Raw genomic sequence first — 19,370 nt, 5'->3', positions numbered from 1 at the left:
CGTCGGCGGGGGCGTCGGCGCGAGCCCGACCGGGGCCGGTCCCCTCGTCGGCGGGAGCCGGTCCCGCCGGTGACGAGACCCCGGTCACTTTCGTTCCTGTTCGTTTCCGTTCGGTTCCGCTCGCAACGATTGACGTCGAACTCTCTCACACGGTGGAGTGACGCGAACCACCGCCAGAAGGGACATCCAAGCAATGGTGCTTGATACCGGCTGGTCGCGGCGTGCCTTCCTGCGGGCGACACTGGGCGCGGCGGCCCTCGGCGCGGGCGGCGCGACGCTGTCCGGCTGTTCCTCCTCGACCACCGCCTCCGGCGCGACCAGGGTGCGGATCTGGTCGTGGCTGACCGGGATGGACCGGTACGTCGCGGCCTTCAACGCCGCCCAGCGCGAGGTGCACGTCGAGCTCAGCGTCATCGCCGCCGGTCTGGACGGCGGCTACGCGCAGCAGACCAACGCGATCCGGGCCCGCAACGCGCCGGACATCCTGCACGTGGAGTACCAGGGCCTGATCCAGGTCCTGGCGACCGGCGGGCTGCGGGACATCACCGACGACATGAGCGATCTCGCCGAGGGGTACTCGGACGCGGCCTGGCGCGGGGTCCGCCCGGACGGCCGTACCTGGGCGGTGCCGATGGACCTCGCCCCGATGGTCTTCTACTACCGGGCGGACCTCTTCGACCGGCACGGCATCGCCGTCCCCCGCACCTGGGACGAGTTCCGAGTGGCCGCCGAGGCGGTGCGGGAGGCGGACCCGGCGGCGAGGCTGACGACGTTCCCGCTCAACGACGGCTCGTTCTTCGCCGGGATGTCCTGGCAGGCGGGCCAGCCGTGGTGGCGGATCGACGGGGACACCTGGGTGGTCGACGTCGACGGCGAGGGCACGCTGCGGACGGGTTCCTACTGGCAGGACCTGATCTCCTCGGACCTGGTCGGCAGCGGTGGCACCGGCACCCAGGACTGGATCGCGAGCATGCACGAGGGCCGCCTGTGGGGGCTGCTCGGCGCGTCCTGGAGCGTGGGGACGTTGCAGAAGTCGATTCCCGACGACACCGGCCGCTGGGCGGTCACCACGATGCCCACCTGGGGCGGCGAGCCGGCCAACGGGATGCAGGGCGGCACCGCCTTCGGGGTGTCGGAGGACAGCCAGGTCCCGGAGGCGGCGATGACCTTCCTCCGCTGGTTGAGCACCGACCCGGAGGTGCCGAGGATCGGGGCGACGTTCACCTCGCCGTTCCCCGGCTACCTGCCCAACCGGGAGGTGGCCCGCGACGAGGTCGGGTTGGACTACTTCGTGGGCGACCCGGTGTTCGACGTGTTGGAGGAGGCGGACCGGCGGGTTCCCGAGTGGACCTGGGGGCCGAACGCCCTGGGGCTGTTCTCGAACATCACCGACTCCTTCGGCGGGGTGCCGGCCGGGCGGACGACGATCCCGGACGCGCTGCGCCGGGTGCAGGGCGTGGCGTTGTCCGGGTTGCGGGAACGCGGGCTGTCCGCGCGGGCCGGTGGTGCGGCATGACCGTCGTCACGGACCGGGGGGACTCCTCCGCTCGTCGCCCGGCTCCCTCCCCCGCCCCCCGCCGGATGGGCGGGCGAGCGGGTCGGGCCAGGTTGGCCCCGCTGCTGCTGGTCGCCCCGTTCGCGCTGCTGCTGCTCGCCACCGTGCTGGTGCCGATCGGGTACGCGCTCTACCTGAGCCTGTTCACCGAGCGGTTGTCCGGGTTGGGTTTCTCCGGCCCGGAGGACGTCTTCGTCTGGCTGTCGAACTACGGCGCGGTGCTGTCGGACCCGGCCTTCGCCGAGTCGGTGTGGAACGTGGCCCGCTACGCGCTGGTGCACGTCCCGCTCATGCTGGGCGCCGCGCTGGTCCTCGCGCTGCTGTTGGACGGGGCCGTGGTGTGGCTGCGCCAGGTGTGGTCGCTCGCGGTGTTCCTGCCCTACGCGGTGCCCGGCGTCATCGCCGGCCTGGTGTGGGCCTACCTGTTCAGCCCGGGGATCGGCCCCCTCAACGACGTCCTGCCGTGGGATCCGCTGGGGTCGGAGGGCGTGCTGCCCTCGATCGTCACGATGGCCACCTGGCAGTGGATGGGCTACAACATGATCATCTTCTACACCGCGTTGCGCACCGTGCCCCGTGACGTGCTGGAGGCGGCGCGGATCGACGGCGCCGGCCCGGTGCGCACCGCGCTGTCGGTGAAGGTGCCGATCATCCGACCGACGATCTTCGTCGCGCTCGTGTTCACGGTCATCGGTTCCCTCCAGCTGTTCACCGAACCGCTGGTGCTCCGTTCGTTCACCGGCTCGGTGACCAGCACCTGGACCCCGAGCCTGTACGTCTACGAGGCGGCGTTCATCACCAACGACTACGGCCGGGCGGCGGCGGCCTCGCTGCTCCTCGCGTTGGCCTGCGCGGTGCTCTCGGCGCTGGTGATGCGGCTGTCCACGAGGAGGTCCGGATGAACGGGGCGCACCGGAACGGCAGCAGGTGGACCTCCCGGAGCGCGGTGCACGTCGTCCTGGTGTTGGCGACGCTGTACAGCGTGCTCCCGCTGGTCTGGCTGGTGACCTCCTCCACCAAGAGCCTCGGTGACTTCTCCACCACGGGGGCGTTCGAGCTGGGCGAGTGGAACCTCGGCACCAACGTCGGGGACCTCCTCGCCGAGGAGGACGGCGTCTTCCTGCACTGGGCGGTCAACTCGCTGCTGTACGCGGGGGTGGGCGCGCTGCTGGGGGCGCTGATCTGCTCGGCCTGCGGCTACGCGATCGCCAAGCTGGACTTCCCCGGTCGTCGGGCGTTGTTCGCGGTCACGCTCACCGGAGTGCTGGTCCCCACCACCGCGCTGGCGCTGCCCCTGTACCTGTTGGCGTCCGAGCTGCGGATCGTGGACACGTTCTGGGCGGTGTTCATCCCGTTGCTCACCAACCCGTTCGGGGTCTACCTGGCCAGGGCGTACGCGGAGGCCGCGATCCCCGGGGAGCTGCTGGAGGCCTCCCGCATGGACGGCGCGGGGGAGCTGCGCACGTTCTTCACCGTGGCGCTGCCCCTGATGCGCCCTGGGGTGGTCACGATCCTGCTGTTCCAGTTCGTGGGCATCTGGAACAACTTCTTCCTCCCGTTGGTCATGCTCACCGATCCGAAGCTGTTCCCCATCACCCTCGGTCTCTACCAGTGGAGTTCGCGCGTGACCCAGTTCCCGTCCTACACCCCGCTCGTCATCACGGGCTCGCTGCTGGCGGTGGTCCCGCTCATCGTGGCCTTCGTGGTGCTCCAACGCCAGTGGCGTTCCGGGCTGGCCGCCGGGAGCGTCAAGTGAGCGCGCCGGAGGGGCCGGTCCTGCCCGGCGAGCACGGGACCGACGGCGGTGGACGGCGCCCCCGGTCGCGGCCGGAGACGACGCTGGTGCTCGACCCGTCGTGGTTCGACACCCTCTTCGGGGCGGAGGAGCTCGCCCGGCTGCGGGCGGCGGCGTCCCTGGGTGACCCGGTGGTCGCCCACGACCTGTCCTCCCCGGCGGCGCTGCGCCGGCTGGCCGAGACGGAGGTGCTCATCACCTCCTGGGGTTGTCCGCCGTTGACCGCCGAGGTGCTGGATGCGGCTCCCCGGCTGCGGGCGGTGTTGCACGCCGCGGGCAGTGTTCGGGGGCACGTCACCGACGCCGTGTTCGACCGGGGCGTTCGGGTCACGACCGCCGCCGACGCGAACGCGGAGCCGGTGGCCCAGTACACGCTGGCCGCCGTGTTGTGGGCCTTCAAGAAGATCCCGTTCCTGGCGGCGGACGCGCGGGTGCACCGCGCCGACTGGGGCTACCGGGAACGGCACGGCGAACTGTCCGGTCGGGGTCGGGTGGTGGTCCTGGTCGGGTTCTCCCGGGTGGGCCGCCGGGTGGCGGAACTGCTGACCCGGCTGGACCTCGCCAGGGTGCTGGTGGTGGACCCGGTGGCCGACCCGGCGGCGGTGCGGGCGGCGGGGGCGGAGCCCGTGCCGTTGGCGGAGGCGCTGCCCCTGGCCGACGTGCTCAGCCTGCACGCCCCCTCCCTGCCGGAGACCCGGCACCTGGTCGGCGCGGCCGAGCTGGCGGAGCTGCGGGACGGCGCGGTGCTGGTCAACACCGCTCGCGGTGCGCTGGTGGACACCGAGGCGTTGGAGCGGGCGTGCGCGGGCGGTCGCCTGTACGCCGTCCTGGACGTCACCGACCCGGAACCGCTGCCCTCGGGTTCTCCGCTGTACACCCTGCCCAACGTGGTGCTCACCCCCCACGTCGCGGGCTCGCTGGGCTCCGAGACGCGGCAGCTGAGCGCGGCGGCGCTCACCGAACTCGAACGCTACGCGGCCGGGTTGCCGCCGCTGGCTCCCGTCACCCGCGAGTCGCTGGCGGTGCAGGCGTGATCCCCGCCGAGGACAGGGACCTCTCACCGCGCACGGGGTGGACCCGCCGGCACTGGGAGGCGGTCGCCGACGACATGCTCACCGCCGTCGCCCGCCACCGCTCCCCGCTGGGCGCGCGGTACGACCTGCCGGGGCCGGCGAGCCGCAACGGCGTGCTCTCCGACGGGTTGGAGGGTTTCGCCAGGACCTTCCTGCTGGCCGGGTTCCGGGTGGCGGGGGCGGGCGGCGCGGACCCGACGGGCCTGTTGGAGAGGTACGCCGAGGGCCTGGCCGCCGGCACCGACCCGGCGTCACCGGAGCGCTGGCCCCGCCCGGACGAGCTGGGGCAGGCGAAGGTGGAGGCCGCCTCGGTGGCGCTCATCCTCCAACTCACCCGACCGTGGTTGTGGGATCGGCTGGACGACGGGGTGCGCCAGCGGACCGTCGAATGGCTGGGCACCGTCGTCGGCCAGCCGTACCCGCCGATCAACTGGGTGTGGTTCCGGATCGTGGTGGAGTCGTTCCTCCGCGAGGTCGGCGGCCCCTGGTCCAGGGAGGACGTCGAGGCGGACCTGGCGGTGCACGCGTCGCTGCGACGACCCGACGGGTGGCTGAGCGACCACGCCGAGGAACGCGCCTACGACCACTACACCGGGTGGGCGCTGCACCTGTACCCGCTGTTGTGGGCCGAGTGGTTCGACGTCGTCGGTTCCCTGTGCCCGCCCGCGTTGCGCGAGACGTGGGCCGGCGACCTGCGCCGGTACCTGCGGGACGCCGTCTCGCTGGTGGGCGCGGACGGTTCCCCGCTGCTCCAGGGGCGCAGCCTGGTCTACCGGTTCGCCGCCTCGGCGCCGTTCTGGGTGGGGGCCCTCGCCGGTACCGGCGGTGTCGCCCCCGGCCAGGCCCGCCGGGCCGCGAGTGGCGTCCTGCGGCACTTCGTCGACCGGGGGGCGTTGGGCGGGGACGGGCTGCTGTCCCTGGGCTGGCACCACGGGTGGCCGGGGATGCGGCAGTCCTACTCGGGTCCGGCGTCCCCGTACTGGGCGGCCAAGGGGATGCTCGGGCTGGCGCTGCCCGCCGACCACCCGGTGTGGACGGACCAGGAGCTGCCGTTGCCGGTGGAGACGGCGGACGTGTCCTCCGTGGTCACCGCCCCCGGGTGGTTGGTCACCGCCCGGCGGCGCGACGGCATCGTCACCGCCGTCAACCACGGGACCGACCACGCGGTCCTCGGCGCTGAGGTCGCCGACTCCCCGCTCTACGCCCGGTTGGGGTACTCGACGGCCACGGTCCCGCCGCTGACGGGTCGGACGGTGGCGGACCCGCTGGACAACTCGGTGGTCCTGCTCGATGCCGGGGGACGCGCCACCCACCGCACGGGGTTCGGGACGCTCCTCGCCGAGCACCGGTCACCCGACGTGCTGGTCGCCGCCTCCTCCGGCCGGGTTCGCTGGGTCGACTCGACGGGCGACGCCTCCCCCGACCACGGTTCGGGCCGGACCGGGCCGGTGACGGCGGGACCGGTGGTGACGGTGGCCTCGGTCGTGCGGGACGGCGTGGAGGTGCGGATCGTCCGGGTGGCGCCACCCACTCCCGGCCAGCGGTGGCGGGCGGTGCGCCTGGGCGGCTGGCCGGTGGCGGACGACGACCAGCCGACGGCGGGGTGCGGTGCGCGGGTGACGACCGCGCGGCTCAGCTCGGAGGTCCGCCCGCTGGTCGGTCTGCCGCACGCCGGGGTGGTGGTGGAGCGCGGCACCAGCCCGCTCGCGGACTGGACGGCCGTTCCGTGGCTGGCCGCGCGGGGTGAGTCGCCGCACGGGGTGTTCGCGGCGGTGGTGGAGCTGCGGGGCACCGGCGGTGGCCACGGCGGGACGCCGCCCGACCCGACGGTCGACGTCGGGCCGGAGTCGGTGGCGGTGCGCTGGCCGGACGGCGTCCGGACCGAGGTCGCCATGCCCGCGTCCTCCGCGCGGGCGGACTGATCCCCGCGCGCCTGGCCCTCCCTCTCGGGTGCGCACGGGCCGCCGTGCCGGTGGGCGCGGATCGGCCGGTAGCCGCGTGCCCGCCGCACCGGCCCGCCGACCCGGCCACCGGTTCCGGCGATGGGGAGGGCGCGCCCACGCCGCCACCTACAGCAGGGAACCGAGGGGGCCCAGGTCGAGGTTCAGGTCGGAGGCGCGCAGGCCGTAGCGCTCACGCAACTCGGTCATCCTGTCCTCCAGCAGCATGAGCGTGAGACCCATGCGTTCCTCCTGCTCCTCGGTGAGGTCGCCCTGGTCGACCCGGCGCAGCGCCTGCCGCTCGACGAGCTGCCGCAGCAGCTCGACGATGGTCAGCACGAGCTTCATCAGGTCGCGTTCCACCGTGTCGGGGTGGGCGTCGACGCGGTTGGGGAGTTCCCTGGCCACCTCGGTGAGCGCGGCCGTGACCCCGGCGCCCACCCCGTCCATGTCCGCGCCCCCGCCGGCCGCGGTGTTCGCGGCCCGCCCGCCGGGCTGGGTCCCACCGATCCTGATCGTCGAGGGCCCGCCGCCGGTCGTCGGGCCGTCGTCCGTGTCCGCCACACCGCCTCCTTCCACTCCACCACCGCTCCGGTGGTGCCCGTCGTCGGGCCGCCGCGCCGCCGGCCAGGAGCCCCGACCAGGCCTCGGGTGCCGTCCAGTTCGCCTCACCGCTCCCACGGCGAGGGGACGTCCGGCCGCACCGAGGTGATCAGCGCCCGCAGCGAGATGTGCACGAGGTCCACGTCCGCGATCGCCAGCGTCAGGTCACCGGTGAGCACCACCCCGCCGGCGAGCAGCCGGTCCAGCAGGTCCACCAGTGAGACGTCCCGGTTGGCCAGCGGGAGGTCACCGTCCTCGTCGCCGGGCACGAGTTCGGTCGCCATCACGGTCACCGCTCCACGGTGGACGGGGAGGGGTCGGGCGAGGTCCGTTCGTCCAGGCCATCGGGGACGAACGAGTAGGGCACCCAGGGGCCGGTCAGCTCCACCCGCACCCCGGCTTCGGCCCGCGACCACCGCTCCACCTCCGCGGCGAAGGCCCGCGTGTTCTCCTCGGACACCAGGAACGCCGCGTTGAGCACGTTCCTGCCCCGGGCGCCGGACAGCTGGTTGTCCTGCGCGCGGTGCCTCCGCCGGGCCTCCGCCAGCTGGTCGAGGCGGTCGACCAGCCGGGTGGAGAGGTCCGACGCGCGTTCCCAGGCCCGTTCCCGCGCCTCGCGCCGCTGGATCCGGCGGCGCAGGTAGGCGCGTCCGGCGCCCCCACCGCCCGGGGTGGTGGGGCGGGAGGGCGCTGGTGCCGCCCGGTCACCCTCGTCCGCCGGGGCCGGGGTGTCGTCGGTGAAGACCTTGACGCCCCATTCGGCCCGACCGGCGAACCGGTCGAGGGCGGAGAGGAACTCCCGCGCCCGACCTCGCACCATCTGGCGGACCCGTTCGTCGTCGTCGTAGATGGTGGCCAGCCGCAACGGCAGCACCGGTCGGTGGGCCGCCATGTCGGACACGACCGTGTGGTGTCCCCTGGCGACCGCTTCCAGCCGGCCGAGGTCGTTGAGGCTGTCCTTGAGGGCAGCCTCGCTGAAGTGGTCGCGCGGCAGGGAGCTGACCACCGCCGTCAGCGGGCCGACCGGCAGTGCCCGGACCGACGCGCCGTCGATGCCACCGGAGGGCGGTGTGTGCCCCTGCCCGCTGTCCGGTTCGCTCGTGGTGACGGCGTAGACGTAGGTGATGGTGGCGAGCGTGGCCGTCATCGGGCATCCTCCTCTGTCTCCGCCACCGCACCGGACCGGGGAGCCGAGGGACCGTCCCGTTCGGCCTCGGTCCGACCGGAGGGGGCGAGGGTGGGGCGTTCACCGGCTTCCAGCGCCCGGATCCGGTCCCGCAGGCGTTCGTTCTCCTCGGCCAGGTCGCCTCGCCGGGCGCCGGAGGACAGCGTCGGGTCGTGTTCCCACCAGTCGATGCCCATCTCCTTGGCCTTGTCGACGGACGCGACCAGCAGGCGGAGCTTGATGGTGAGCAGCTCGATGTCGAGCAGGTTGATCTTGATGTCGCCGGCGATGACGACACCCTTGTCCAGGACCCGTTCCAGGATGTCGGCGAGGTTCGCCCCCGTCGACTGGGACTGGGTGCCGGCGACCCGGGAGGGCGCCCCGGGCCAGGCCATCGGTTCTGTCATCGCGCTGCCCCCTCCTTCCTCGTCGCGAGACCTTCCGGTGCCGGTGCGTGCTCAGCGCCGCGCCGAGGTCCGGTGCCGCCCGGCGGCCTCGTCCTCGTCGGCGTCGTCCTCGTCCTCGTCGGCGTCGTCGGCGTCGTCGACCTCGTCCTCCGGTCCCAGGTCGTCCTCGTCGGCGTCGTCCTCGAACTCGGGTCCGTCCTCGGCGTCGTCCTCGGCGCGCGCCTCACCCCGGTGGTCGTCCTCGTCGGCGTCGAACTCGTCCCGCCGTCCGGCGGTGGCGTCGTCCGGTTCGGAGGAGCGGTCCGCGTCCGACGGGGTGGCCCCGTCGTCGGGACGGTCCTCCTCGTCGCGGTCGACGACCGCGCCGTCGCGCACCTCGCCACGCCACCCGTCGGGCCGTTCCTCCCGGAGGGAGACGAAACGCCGGAAGTGGGCGAGGTCCCGCCGCACCCTGCGCCGCTGCGCGCCGAAGGCGTTGCCGAGCCGCTCCAGCAGCCCTCGGGGCCGGTGGTCGAGCACGAGCAGGACCCGGGTCAGGTCGGGGGTCACGTCGTGGAAGGTCACCGTGCCCCGCGTGGTGCCCTTGGTCCCGTCCGAGGTCCAGCGGATGCGTTCGTCTGGCACCTGTTCGAGGATCTCCGCCCGCCACGTCCGCCGGGAGAACAGGATCCTGGCCGACCAGTCGGTGGTGGTGTCGTCGACCTGGTCCACCTCGCGGACACCCTCGGCGAACCGGTCGAAGTCCTGGAACAGGGTCCACTGGTCGTAGACGTCCCGCACCGGCAGGCCGACGTCGAGGTCCTCGACGATGGTGACGGACCGGCCACCGCCCTTCTTCCTGGCGCGGCGGTCGAGCACGCGCCGGGTGGCGGTGCGCAGGCGGCCGCCGAGCGTGGAGAGGCCGGAGCGGACCGCGCCGAGCGGTCCTCGGCCGCCCTTCCCGTCGCCGGTGTCGTCGGTCGACACCGAGCGGTCGCCCCCGCCGGCCAGGCGCTGGGTGGCGGCGCCCATCCGGTGCCCCGCCCAGGTCAGCGCGTGCCTGGCCCGTGCCTGGAGGTGGCGTTCCACCTCCAGGAGGAGGCGTTCGCCGGAGGCGTTCCTGCTGGCGAGTTCGCGGAGGTTGGCCAGTGGCCCCTGCTCGTCCGCGCGCCCGGTCCTCTCCTTGACGTCGCTGGTCCTGGTCATGCTCCACCCCGCTTGGTCCGCGTGCTCCGGCCGCTCGACCCGCCGGTCGTCGTCCCGCTCGTCGTCCTGCCTCGTCGCGCGCCCTCGGCCCTGGTGGTCCGGCCGGTCGGCCCGCCGGTGCCCCTGGACTTCGAGTCCTCACCGGACGAGGACGACTTCCTCCCTGGGGAACCCCCGGTCGTGCTCGAGCGCGACCGGGTGCTCGGTCGCCCGCTGGACCTGGTGGGTGCCGCGCCGTCGTCCTCGGCGGACCGGGCGTCCTCGCTCTCGCCGTCGACGTCCTCCGCGTCGGGTTCGCCGTCCCCGCTCCCGGAGGCCCGTCGCACCGACCTGCCCGCGTCGCGCGCCGACTCCCCCACGTCCGTCACGGTGTCCTCGGCGCGCTCGCCGGCGTTCGTGGCCGCCTCCTCGGCGGTGCCGGTGGCGTCCCGACCCTGTTCGGCGAGGGCGCGGGTGCGCTCGCCGAGGGTGTCGGCGAGGCGGTCGGCGCGGTGGGTCAGCGCGGCCTGGGCGGCGGTCTTGCCGGCCTCCCACAGGCTTTCCCTGGCCTGCTCCCGCAGCTCGTTGAGGTCGGCGGAGGTGCCGATCTCCTTCGCCACCGTGACCAGCATGCGTTTGGGGTCGAGGTCGAGCTTCTTGCCGACCAGCCACAGCCCGAGGCCGATCGCGAGTTTCGCCTTCCGGCGGCGACCGAGCAGGTATCCACCCGCCACGGCCACCGCCACCTTCGCTCCGGTGTTCACCGTCGTCTCACCCTTCCGTTCCGCCCGGCCGGGGTCCGGCCAGCCGGTCCAGCAGCTCGTCCTCCCGGCTGTCGAACTCGTCCTCGCTGATCAGGCCGGCTTCCAGCTGCCGTTCCAGTTCGACGAGTTCCCGGCGCACCGCCTCCGGTGCGTGGTACTCGCGCTCGGCCGCCGCCAGCACCTGCCGGAGGGTCCAGCCGACCCCCCGGGCGGGTGCGAGCGGCAGTCCCAGCACCATGCCCAACAGACCCACGGGTCACCCGCTCGTCACGCCGCCGTGGACGCCCGGAGGTCCACGAAGCTGTAGGGCGGGAGGGGGCCGACGACCCTGATCTCCAGCCATTCCCCGAACCGCCTCTCGGCCACGGCGACCTGGTCGTGGAAGGACTCCATGCCGTCGCGGGGCACCAGGAACGAGGCGTTGAGCAGCGGGCCGCCCACCTCGCTCGGGACCGTGCTGACCTGGTGGGCCGCGGGTCCCAGGACGTCGAGGACGGCCGAGGCGTCCTCCCGCCGGCGCACGTCCAGGGCACCGGCGACCAGTTCTCCCAACCGGAGCCGGTCCTGGTGGCCCGCACCCTCCCTGGTCCGTTCGTTGAGCCTCAGCAGCTCCGGGTCGGCGAGGAGGATCTGGCGGAGGACGACGTCCTCCCGGTGGGTCACCTTGACGTTGATCTCCACCATCTGGTCGACCTCGTCGAGCAGCCGGGAGAAGTGGGCGGCACCGCCCGCGAGCTCGCCGAGGACGGTGCCCTCGTCGGGGGAGACGACCCCGAAACCGAAGGGCAGCACCGCGCCCTGCTCACCGAGGGCGTCCAGGACCCGCTGGTGCGCGATCAGGTCGCGCCGTTTCCCCCGCAGGTCGCGGGGGGCCTCGCTGACCACGACGGCCAGTCCTCCGTCGCGCAGGACCCGCAGGGGCGGCCGGTCCGGGCCCACCCCGTGGTGGGAGGACAGGTCGGCGGGGTGGTCACCTCGGATGATCCCGTACAGGTAGGACGTCATCAGCTGGCCTCCTCCTTGCGGCGAGCGCTCCGACGGCGTGGCTGCTCCTCGTCGTCACGTCCCTTCCCGGAGGCCTCCTCGCGACCGTCCCGGAAGGACTCCGCGACCGTCTCCACCGCCCCGGAGAGCGCGCCCTTGGACTTGCCCTTGGCGCCCTTCTCGGTGATGCTCCCGATCATCTCCGGAAGGGTCTCGGACTTGGAGTTGTGCGTCAGGTCGAGCCGGTTGCAGGCCTCGGCGAAACGCAGGTAGGTGTCCACACTGGCCACCACCACCCGAACGTCGATGGTCAGCAGTTCGATGCCGACCAGGGACACCCGGACGAAGGCGTCGATCACCAGTCCCCGGTCCAGGATCAGTTCCAGGACGTCGTACAGGCTGCCGGACCGGCCGCCTCCCGAGCCGCTGGCCTGGCTGTTCTGCTGTGTCGCGACGGTCATCGTGCGCTGCCTCCTCTTCTGCCTCGGCGATCGTGCGCCGTGGAGCGTCTCGGCATGTCGTTCCCGTCGGCTCCGCGCCCGGTCGGCGCGGAGTGGCGGTGGCGGGGGCGGGCGGGGGCGGGTCGGGGCCGCCCGCACCGGGTCACCGGTCGGCCTGCCCCCGTGCGTAGCGCGCGATCCGCTGGTAGCCCAGGAGCTCCCCGTCGGAGTCCACCTCGACCCGGTAGGTGGCAAGCAGGCTCATGGTGTCGGGGACCCTGGCGAGCTCGACGACCTCGAGGGTCACCTGCCAGCCCTCATCGGCGCGGGACAGGCCGGAGACGCTTTCCGGGACGAGTCCGGTGATGTCCTGGAACTGGTCCCGCGCCGCCCGCACCCGCTGGGCTGCTCCCAGCCGCCGGCCGGCGCGGGGCGCCTCCTCCTCGTCAGCGGTCCTCGGCGTGTCCGCGTCCTTCTCGGGCATCTCCGCTGCCTCCCTCCCACCCACCGCCCGGTATCACCGTGCGTGTCGCTGCGCTGGTCCGTCGTCTACCCGAACGAGTGAGAGGCGAAACGGCCGAGGAAGCGCCCTCCTCTCGACGCGATGGACGGGAGCGAGTGGGGAACGCCCGGTCAGCGAAGTCCTCACAGGACTTCTCCGGTGGCGGAACTCCCTGGTGACGAGCACCGGGTCGGCCGGAGCGGCGACCCTCGGCCGCCCGGGGGCGGGGCGGCCGGGGCGGCGCCGCCGGGGGCGGGGAGGCGGGACGCGCCAGACCTTGGGCACGGGGCTCACGGCCACCACCGGCCGACCCCGTCGCCGCCCCACGCACCCCGCCGTCGAGGACGCCCCCACCCCTCCGCCCGAGACACCCCGCCCCCGTAGTGACCAAAGTATGTATTGTGGTCACTACGACGTCCCCAGGAGAGGCGATGCCCCGACCACTGATCCCCAACAGACCGGACGCGATCCTCGACGCCGCCGAGGCCCTCGTCCTGGAACACGGCTACGACCGCATGACGATCGACCGCATCGCCGCTCGCGCCGGGATCGGGAAGGGCGCCGTCTACCGGGAGTACGACAGCAAGCCCGCCGTGCTCGACGCACTGCTCCGCCGGTCGATGCGACGACTCGTCGCCACCGTGCGACGTCGGGTCGTCGAGCACGAGGGGACGGTGGGGCTGAGCCTCGCGTGGCGCCTCGGCCTGAACGCGTTGCGGGCCGACCCGCTGATGCTGCGCTGCTACCTCGGTGACACCGACCTGCTCGGCTCCTACGTCCGCTCCGTCGAGGACGACCGGTACGTCTCCCGGCGGCGGTGGCTGGTCGAGTACCTGACGGCCATCCAGCGGGCGGGCGCCCTCGACGCCGAGGTCGATCCGGACGCCCTGGCCATCGTGCTCAGCTCCATCAGCATCGGTCTCATCTCGGCGTCCTCGGTGGTCGGGCCCATCAGCCCCGAGCAGTTCGACCAGGCGGTCGAACTGGTCATCACCCTCGTCGAACGCGGCCTCGAGGCGAACACCGCTCCCGACCCGGAACGGACCCGCCAGGCCCAGTTCGGACAGCTCGACCTGATCTCCCACCAGCTCGACCCCGCCACCACGACAGAGGAGCACCCCTCATGACACGGTCCATCTTCGAGTCGTCGGCGGACCTCAGCCTGGCCGGCGGACCCATCCGGCTGCACCAGGCCGGACCCAAGGGCGCTCCCCCCGTGCTGCTGCTGCACGGCGCGATGCTGGACACCTCCGAGTACACCTGGCGCGGGATCCTGCCGGGCCTGGCCAGGGCGCACCGGGTGCACGCGATCGACTGGCCCCGGCACGGCGGCAGCCGCCCCTGGCAACGAGGTCGCCGCATCACCCAGGAACTCCTCGAACAGATCATCACCGAACTGCTCGACCACCGGGGCATCGCGAAGGTGACGTTGGTCGGCCTGTCCATGGGCGGCGGCGTCGGGCTCGGCTACGCGTTGAACAACCCCGACCGGGTCGAGCGCGTCGCGGCGTTGGCGCCGGGCGGTGTCGGCGCGCGCCGCCCCTGGCAGTTCCTGACCTGGCTCACGCTGCGCACCCCGGGCATGCTGCGGTCGACGAGCTGGTTCCTCGCCCGCGACACCACCTACCTCCGGAAGTCGATGCGTGGTTTCCTCACCGCCGGTGAGGACACCCAGCACTTCGAGACCCTCCACGAACTCGCCCACGCCGAGTCGGTGGCCAAGCACCGGCACCGCGAGCCGGCGTTGGACGACTGGCAGGTGCTCTCCTACGGCCCGTGGCGGATGGCGCTCGACCACACCCCGCGGCTGCCGGGGCTCCGGATGCCGGTCCTGTGGATCCGGGGTGACGAGGACCCGCTCGTCGGCCACTCGGAGCTGGCCACCGCCCACCAGTTGGCCCCCGACTCCCGCTTCGTGACGCTCACCGACGCCGGCCACGTGGCCCCGCTGGACAAGCCCGCCGAGGTGACCACCCTGCTGCTGGACTTCCTCGCCGAGGAGCGCGCGGAGGACACCGCACCCCGGGCCTGACGCGCCCTTCGGACCAGCTGACCCGCGCGAGCGGTGAGTGACCGACGGACGCCACGTGGACCGGCCACCGCGTTCCTCTCGCGGGCTGGCCGGGGAGCCGGTGCGCGCGTCGCGGAGCGCGCGGCTCCCCTCGCCGGGGCTCCCGCTCGACGTCCGCACCCCTCCCGGTGCCACCCCGGCGCCGGGAGGCAGGGGCTCGGCGGGTCGGCGTGCCGCACGAGCGGCGGACGGCCTGGGGCCGGGCGGTCCACCAGCCGGCGAGCCGGGCCGCCGCTCGCGTCACCCCGGGGGTTCGGCCACGCGGGTTGATCGCAGGAAGGCCGCCGTGAACTCCTCCACCGCCCGGTCGGTGGAGGGCAGCTCGTCACCGAGCGACGGGGCCAGCACGGGTCGCAGCAGCAGGTGCATGAGCATGGGGCCGACCAGCAGTTGGACGAGCAGCGGCATCGGCAGTGGCCGCACCCTCCCGGCTCGCACCTCGCCCATCACGAGTTCCCCGACGCTGCCGAAGAGGCGGGGGAAGTTCTCCTGGAGGAACTCGCCGGCCGGGCCGCCGGGCCGGCTGAGCATGTCACCGAAGATCGCCGGGATGACGCGCGGTTCCCGCTGGAACGCCGCGACCACCGCGCGGTAGATGGCGCGGACGGTGTCCTCCGTGGTGGCGGGCGGGTCACGCCGGAGGGAGTCGAGCGCCAGCACCGGGCTGTACCTGTCGAACACCGCCCCGAGCAGACCGTCCCGCCCCCCGAACACCGTGTGCAGGCTGGGCAGGGAGCAGCGCGCCTCCGCGGCCACCGCGTCCAGGGTCACCGCGCCGAGCCCCCGCTCGCCGATGAGGGTGGCCGCCGCCTCCACCGCCCGCTCCCGCACTGGTCGGCGACCACCGGGGTCGATCCCCGCATCGCGGACCGCCTCGTCCAGGCGAGCGCGGGTGCCGCCCAGCCGCCGCAGCAACGTGCTGCGGGAGATGCCGGCCGCCTCGGCGATGGCGGTCAGGGGTACGTCGGCGACGTCCTGCCCGCGCTCCCGGCTCGCGGCCAGCGCCGCCTGGACGAGTTCCGAACCCACCTGCTCCGACATGGTCCCCTCCTCGGCGCACCGCGACCCTACCGTTCGTCGCACGGGCACGAGCGGACTCGGATGACCGGGCACGGGGGGACCGCGTCGGCGCGATCGACCACGGCTCGCCGCCGCACGACATCCCCGCGGCCTCGCCGGAGTCGGGCGGTCACGACAACCTCGGGGTTGACACGTGGCACTTCGATATACATATCATCGTTCCAGATTCCATCGACGACGACGGTGAGGGGACGACGATGACGACGAGCACGGTTCTCATCGCGGGGGGTGGACCGGCCGGCATGACGCTGGGCCTGCTCCTCGCCCGCGCGGGCATCCAGGTCACCGTGCTGGAGAAGCACGCCGACTTCCTGCGGGACTTCCGGGGCGACACGGTTCATCCGTCCACCCAACGCCTGCTCGACGAGTTGGGTCTCGGAGACGCCTTCCGGGCGCTGCCGCAGACCCCGCTGGGGAACCTCCTCCTCCCCGGTCCGGGTGGCGCCCCGATCACGATCGCCGACTTCACGCTCCTCCGGGGGACCCACCGGGAGGTGCGGATGGTGCCGCAGTGGGACCTGCTGAACCTGCTGGCGGAGGCGGCGAGCCAGGAACGCACCTTCACCCTGCGCCGGAACACCGAGGTGATCGACCTGGTCCGGTCACACGGGAAGGTCGCGGGAGTGCGGTACCGGACCAGCGACGGCGAGGAGGGCGTCCTCCACGCCGACCTCACCATCGCCTGCGACGGCCGCGCCTCGGTGCTGCGACGCGCGGCCGGGCTGCGTCCCGTGGAGTACCCGGTGCCGCTGGATGCGTGGTGGTTCCGCCTGCCCCGCACCGACGACGGCACGGCCGTCCCGGCCCTCATCCCGAGGTCCGTGGACGGTGCGATGCTGCTCGTCCTCGCCAGGGAGGGTTTCCAGCAGCTCGCCTTCCTCGCGGCCAAGGGGCGGGATCCGGAGCTCCGGGCGGAAGGTGTCGAGGCGTTCCGGCGGCGGATCGCCGCGATCCGACCCGACCTCGCCGAGGAGTCGGGAGCACTGCGGAGCATGGACGACGTGCACCTGCTCGACGTCAAGCTGAACCGGCTCCGCCGGTGGTCGGTCCCCGGCCTGCTCTGCATCGGCGACGCCGCGCACGCGATGTCCCCGGCGGGCGGTGTGGGCATCAACCTCGCCGTGCAGGACGCCGTGGCCACCGCCCGCCTGCTGGCCGACCCGTTGCGACGGGGTCACGTCACGCCCCGCGACCTCGCCCGCGTCCAGCGACGACGCTGGATGCCCACGGTCGTGATCCAGGCGTTGCAACGGGTGCTGCACCGGTCCGTCATCGCGCCGGCGTTCTCGGGGAGGCGGACGAACCCTCCCCGGCCGCTGGTCGCGGTGGTGCGCCGCTTCCCCGCCGCTCGGCGGGCGCTGGCAGCGTTGATCGGCTTCGGCCCGCGCCCGGAGCGGGCGCCCGCGTTCGCCCGACGTTGAGAGGGACGGGACACGGGGGCGAACAGCTCCCTTCCCACCCACTGGGAAATGACCGCCGCCACCGGGCACTCTTCCGTCCCACCGGTCTCGCTATCGCCCGAACGGGGGATACCCTTCGGCTCGGCCCCGGTGCCGGTTGGCGGACGGGGACCCGGCGGAGAGGACGATGATGTCGACACCACCACAGGGCGCGGTCGCCCGCGTCGCCGAGCTGGCCGGTCGCTGGTTCGGTGTCCTCGTGATCCTCGGCGCGGCGGTCGGGCTCGCCCTCCCCGGCCCCACCGCGACGCTCGCCCCCTCCGTTCCGCTGCTGCTCGGCGTGATCATGTTCGGGATGGGCCTCACCCTGCGGCCCGCCGACTTCGCCCTGGTGCTCCGGAGGCCGTGGGCGGTGGGGATCGGGATCGTGGCCCAGTTCGCGGTCATGCCCGTCGCCGGCTGGCTGGTGGGCACGCTGCTCGGGCTGACCGGCGCCCTGCTGGTCGGCATGGTGCTGGTCGGGTCGGCACCGGGAGGCACCTCCTCCAACGTCATCGTGTTCCTCGCCAAGGGGGACGTGGCGCTCTCGGTCACGATGACCTCGGTCTCCACCCTGCTGGCTCCGGTGATGACCCCGCTGCTCGTGCTGTGGCTGGCCGGGTCGAGCCTCCCGGTGGACACGGCGGGGCTGCTCTTCTCGATCGTGCAGACGGTGCTGGTGCCGGTGGTCGCGGGCATCCTGCTGCGGGTGTTCGCCAGCCGCCTCGTCGCCCACATGCTGCCCGTGCTCCCACTGGTCTCGGTGACCGGTGTGGTCCTCGTGGTCGCCAGCGTCGTCGGGGCGAACGCGGACGCCGTGATCAGCAGTGGCGCGCTGCTGATGCTTGCCGTGGTCCTGCACAACGGCATCGGCTACCTGCTGGGCTACCTCGCCGCGCGGGCCGCCCGCCTGGACGAGGCCTCCCGGCGCGCCGTCAGCGTGGAGATCGGCATGCAGAACTCGGGCCTGGCGGCGAGCCTCGCGACCGTGCACTTCACCCCGCTCGCGGCCCTGCCGGCCGCGCTGTTCTCGGTCTGGCACAACATCTCCGGCGCGGCCATCGCCTCGTTCTGGGCCCGCCGGCCGACCAGGGACGACCGGGACGACAGGACGTCCGCCACCGGGACCGGCTGAGGTGACCGAGGTCGGGTACGCGTCCCGCACGGCGCCGAACGGGTGAAGGGCGAGTCCTCTCCCCTCCACCACCCCTGACCGGGGCACGTACCGCTCGGGCGCCCGAGGCACCCCGGCCTGGCCCGCTCCCCGGAGCGGCGGCACCGGGCCGCTCCTCCTCCGCGCCGAAGCAGCCACGGCACGCGCCCACCCACCCGCCGAGGACACCGTGCCAGCGGGAACCGGGGCCGGGCTCGGCATCACTGGTCGGTCTCCGCGACCGCCCGAGCCGGGCCGTGGCGGACGGACCACCGGGGCGATCGGCCCCGGTTCGACGAGGCCTGGCACGCTGCCAGGACCAGCCCACCCGGTCGGGGATCGTGGGACGTCGCACGGTCAGCGGAGCGGTGGCCCCGCCCACGGCGACCGTCCCCGGTCCGGACGACCCGGCCCGATCTCGAACAGGGGTACCCCGTGACCGACAGCGCGTTCCTCACCGCGATCGCCGACACCCTGCACGCCCTCCCCGGCGTCCACGCCGTCTCCCTGGGCGGGTCACGCGCCCAGGGGAGGGAGCGCCCGGATTCCGACTGGGACCTGGCGCTCTACTACCGGGGGGCGTTCGACCCCGAGGACCTGCGATCGGTGGGCTGGGAGGGCGAGGTCTCCGAGCTGGGCGCCTGGGGCGGCGGCGTGTTCAACGGCGGCGCATGGCTCCGGGTGGAGGGCAGGGCCGTCGACGTGCACTACCGCGATCTCGACGTCGTGGACGCCCAGGTGGCGCGCGCCAGCCGGGGCGAGTTCGACATCGAGCCCCTGATGTTCCACCTGGCCGGTATCCCCACCTACCTGGTGGTCGGCGAACTCGGCCTGCACCGCGTCCTACGGGGGACCCTCCCCCGCGTGGACTACCCGGAGGCGTTGCGCCGCTCGGCGCCGGCGGTGTGGTCGGCCAGGGCGGACCTCACGCTCGACTACGCCGAGCACAACCACGCCCGCGCCGCCCGTGCCACCCAGTGCCTGGGTGGCATCGCCGTGGCCGCGACCCAGTACGCGCACGCCATCCTCGCCGCCCGGGGCGAATGGGTGACCAACGAGAAGGACCTGCTCTCCCGGGCGGGTCTCGACGTCCTCCACGGGGAGGTGCTGGCCGCGCGGGGCGAGCCGGACGCGCTGCGCGCCCTGGTCCGGGACACCAGGGTCCGGGGTCAGGCCCTGGTGCGCGACGCGACGGGCTGAGGGCGCGTGCGCGGCGTCCTCGGGGCGGGCACCGG

21 protein-coding genes are annotated in these 19,370 nt (G+C 73.6%); 10 read left to right on the top strand and 11 right to left on the bottom strand.

The window, feature by feature from the left end:
- The first annotated feature begins 193 nt into the window (after nt 1–193).
- From ACOJVX_RS04030 to ACOJVX_RS04010, 5 genes are read left to right on the top strand one after another with little or no spacing between them, the layout of a single operon-like run.
- On the top strand, nt 194–1,516 hold the full coding sequence (locus ACOJVX_RS04030; RefSeq protein ID WP_016699884.1) for an ABC transporter substrate-binding protein: 1,323 nt from the start codon (nt 194–196) through the stop codon (nt 1,514–1,516).
- The gene (locus tag ACOJVX_RS04025) at nt 1,513–2,457 is read left to right on the top strand and encodes a carbohydrate ABC transporter permease (RefSeq protein ID WP_016699883.1); all 945 of its coding nucleotides are present in this window, start codon (nt 1,513–1,515) and stop codon (nt 2,455–2,457) included. Before ACOJVX_RS04030 ends, ACOJVX_RS04025 begins: the two co-directional genes overlap by 4 nt.
- Entirely contained in the window at nt 2,454–3,311 is an 858-nt protein-coding gene (locus ACOJVX_RS04020) for a carbohydrate ABC transporter permease (protein ID WP_016699882.1), read from the top strand. The genes ACOJVX_RS04025 and ACOJVX_RS04020 overlap by 4 nt, the downstream gene beginning before the upstream one ends.
- Nucleotides 3,308–4,384, top strand: coding sequence for a hydroxyacid dehydrogenase (locus tag ACOJVX_RS04015; protein WP_245588664.1), 1,077 nt, complete (start codon nt 3,308–3,310; stop codon nt 4,382–4,384). Before ACOJVX_RS04020 ends, ACOJVX_RS04015 begins: the two co-directional genes overlap by 4 nt.
- Nucleotides 4,381–6,345: a DUF2264 domain-containing protein gene (locus ACOJVX_RS04010; protein WP_422647261.1), complete on the top strand. Its 1,965-nt coding sequence runs from the start codon at nt 4,381–4,383 to the stop codon at nt 6,343–6,345. Before ACOJVX_RS04015 ends, ACOJVX_RS04010 begins: the two co-directional genes overlap by 4 nt.
- Before the next feature lie 147 nt (nt 6,346–6,492).
- On the opposite strand, the gene ACOJVX_RS04005 is transcribed toward ACOJVX_RS04010, so the two are convergent.
- The 10 genes from ACOJVX_RS04005 to ACOJVX_RS03960 form a co-directional block, all read right to left on the bottom strand.
- Nucleotides 6,493–6,813, bottom strand: a complete 321-nt coding sequence (locus ACOJVX_RS04005; RefSeq protein ID WP_418154349.1) for a gas vesicle protein K — start codon at nt 6,811–6,813, stop codon at nt 6,493–6,495.
- A gap of 218 nt (nt 6,814–7,031) precedes the next feature.
- Complete coding sequence (locus tag ACOJVX_RS04000; RefSeq protein WP_030104098.1) at nt 7,032–7,250, bottom strand: gas vesicle protein; 219 nt, start codon at nt 7,248–7,250, stop codon at nt 7,032–7,034.
- Between the two features lie 5 nt (nt 7,251–7,255).
- The gene (locus ACOJVX_RS03995) at nt 7,256–8,113 is read right to left on the bottom strand and encodes a GvpL/GvpF family gas vesicle protein (RefSeq protein WP_418154322.1); all 858 of its coding nucleotides are present in this window, start codon (nt 8,111–8,113) and stop codon (nt 7,256–7,258) included.
- Complete coding sequence (locus ACOJVX_RS03990) at nt 8,110–8,538, bottom strand: gas vesicle protein (protein WP_026066153.1); 429 nt, start codon at nt 8,536–8,538, stop codon at nt 8,110–8,112. The genes ACOJVX_RS03995 and ACOJVX_RS03990 overlap by 4 nt, the downstream gene beginning before the upstream one ends.
- 51 nt (nt 8,539–8,589) lie before the next feature.
- Nucleotides 8,590–9,723: an SRPBCC family protein gene (locus ACOJVX_RS03985; RefSeq protein ID WP_418154323.1), complete on the bottom strand. Its 1,134-nt coding sequence runs from the start codon at nt 9,721–9,723 to the stop codon at nt 8,590–8,592.
- Nucleotides 9,720–10,466, bottom strand: coding sequence for a hypothetical protein (locus tag ACOJVX_RS03980; RefSeq protein ID WP_418154324.1), 747 nt, complete (start codon nt 10,464–10,466; stop codon nt 9,720–9,722). The genes ACOJVX_RS03985 and ACOJVX_RS03980 overlap by 4 nt, the downstream gene beginning before the upstream one ends.
- A 7-nt stretch (nt 10,467–10,473) precedes the next feature.
- Nucleotides 10,474–10,719: a gas vesicle protein GvpG gene (locus ACOJVX_RS03975; protein ID WP_016699676.1), complete on the bottom strand. Its 246-nt coding sequence runs from the start codon at nt 10,717–10,719 to the stop codon at nt 10,474–10,476.
- Nucleotides 10,720–10,733: 14 nt separating this feature from the next.
- A complete protein-coding gene (locus ACOJVX_RS03970; protein ID WP_418154325.1) occupies nt 10,734–11,471 on the bottom strand; it encodes a GvpL/GvpF family gas vesicle protein in 738 nt (245 codons plus the stop codon).
- On the bottom strand, nt 11,471–11,911 hold the full coding sequence (locus tag ACOJVX_RS03965) for a gas vesicle structural protein GvpA (protein WP_016699674.1): 441 nt from the start codon (nt 11,909–11,911) through the stop codon (nt 11,471–11,473). Before ACOJVX_RS03965 ends, ACOJVX_RS03970 begins: the two co-directional genes overlap by 1 nt.
- Nucleotides 11,912–12,053: 142 nt before the next feature.
- Nucleotides 12,054–12,374 carry a gas vesicle protein gene (locus ACOJVX_RS03960; protein ID WP_016701351.1) on the bottom strand — a complete coding sequence of 107 codons (321 nt, stop codon included), beginning with the start codon at nt 12,372–12,374 and terminating at the stop codon, nt 12,054–12,056.
- A gap of 449 nt (nt 12,375–12,823) precedes the next feature.
- Here ACOJVX_RS03960 and ACOJVX_RS03955 point away from each other — a divergent pair, with 449 nt between their 5' ends.
- On the top strand, nt 12,824–13,519 hold the full coding sequence (locus ACOJVX_RS03955) for a TetR/AcrR family transcriptional regulator (protein WP_418154327.1): 696 nt from the start codon (nt 12,824–12,826) through the stop codon (nt 13,517–13,519).
- Nucleotides 13,516–14,424: an alpha/beta fold hydrolase gene (locus tag ACOJVX_RS03950; RefSeq protein ID WP_418154328.1), complete on the top strand. Its 909-nt coding sequence runs from the start codon at nt 13,516–13,518 to the stop codon at nt 14,422–14,424. The genes ACOJVX_RS03955 and ACOJVX_RS03950 overlap by 4 nt, the downstream gene beginning before the upstream one ends.
- Before the next feature lie 279 nt (nt 14,425–14,703).
- Here the strand turns inward: ACOJVX_RS03950 and ACOJVX_RS03945 are convergent, their stop codons facing one another.
- A complete protein-coding gene (locus ACOJVX_RS03945; protein WP_016701169.1) occupies nt 14,704–15,504 on the bottom strand; it encodes a TetR/AcrR family transcriptional regulator in 801 nt (266 codons plus the stop codon).
- Between the two features lie 236 nt (nt 15,505–15,740).
- Here ACOJVX_RS03945 and ACOJVX_RS03940 point away from each other — a divergent pair, with 236 nt between their 5' ends.
- The 3 genes from ACOJVX_RS03940 to ACOJVX_RS03930 all read left to right on the top strand — a co-directional run bounded on the left by ACOJVX_RS03940 (nt 15,741) and on the right by ACOJVX_RS03930 (nt 19,335).
- Nucleotides 15,741–16,964 (top strand): FAD-dependent oxidoreductase, encoded by a 1,224-nt coding sequence (locus ACOJVX_RS03940; protein WP_418154330.1) that lies wholly within the window; start codon nt 15,741–15,743, stop codon nt 16,962–16,964.
- Nucleotides 16,965–17,133: 169 nt separating this feature from the next.
- Nucleotides 17,134–18,117: a bile acid:sodium symporter family protein gene (locus ACOJVX_RS03935; RefSeq protein WP_418154331.1), complete on the top strand. Its 984-nt coding sequence runs from the start codon at nt 17,134–17,136 to the stop codon at nt 18,115–18,117.
- A gap of 453 nt (nt 18,118–18,570) precedes the next feature.
- A complete protein-coding gene (locus ACOJVX_RS03930) occupies nt 18,571–19,335 on the top strand; it encodes a nucleotidyltransferase domain-containing protein (RefSeq protein ID WP_035273192.1) in 765 nt (254 codons plus the stop codon).
- The last annotated feature ends 35 nt before the right edge of the window (nt 19,336–19,370 follow it).

Source organism: Actinoalloteichus caeruleus, assembly GCF_049311605.1.
In the GTDB taxonomy this organism is placed as follows: Bacteria; Actinomycetota; Actinomycetes; order Mycobacteriales; family Pseudonocardiaceae; genus Actinoalloteichus_B; species Actinoalloteichus_B caeruleus.
Note: the sequence above shows the minus strand (reverse complement) of the source record. Positions and strands in the feature narration are given on the sequence as shown.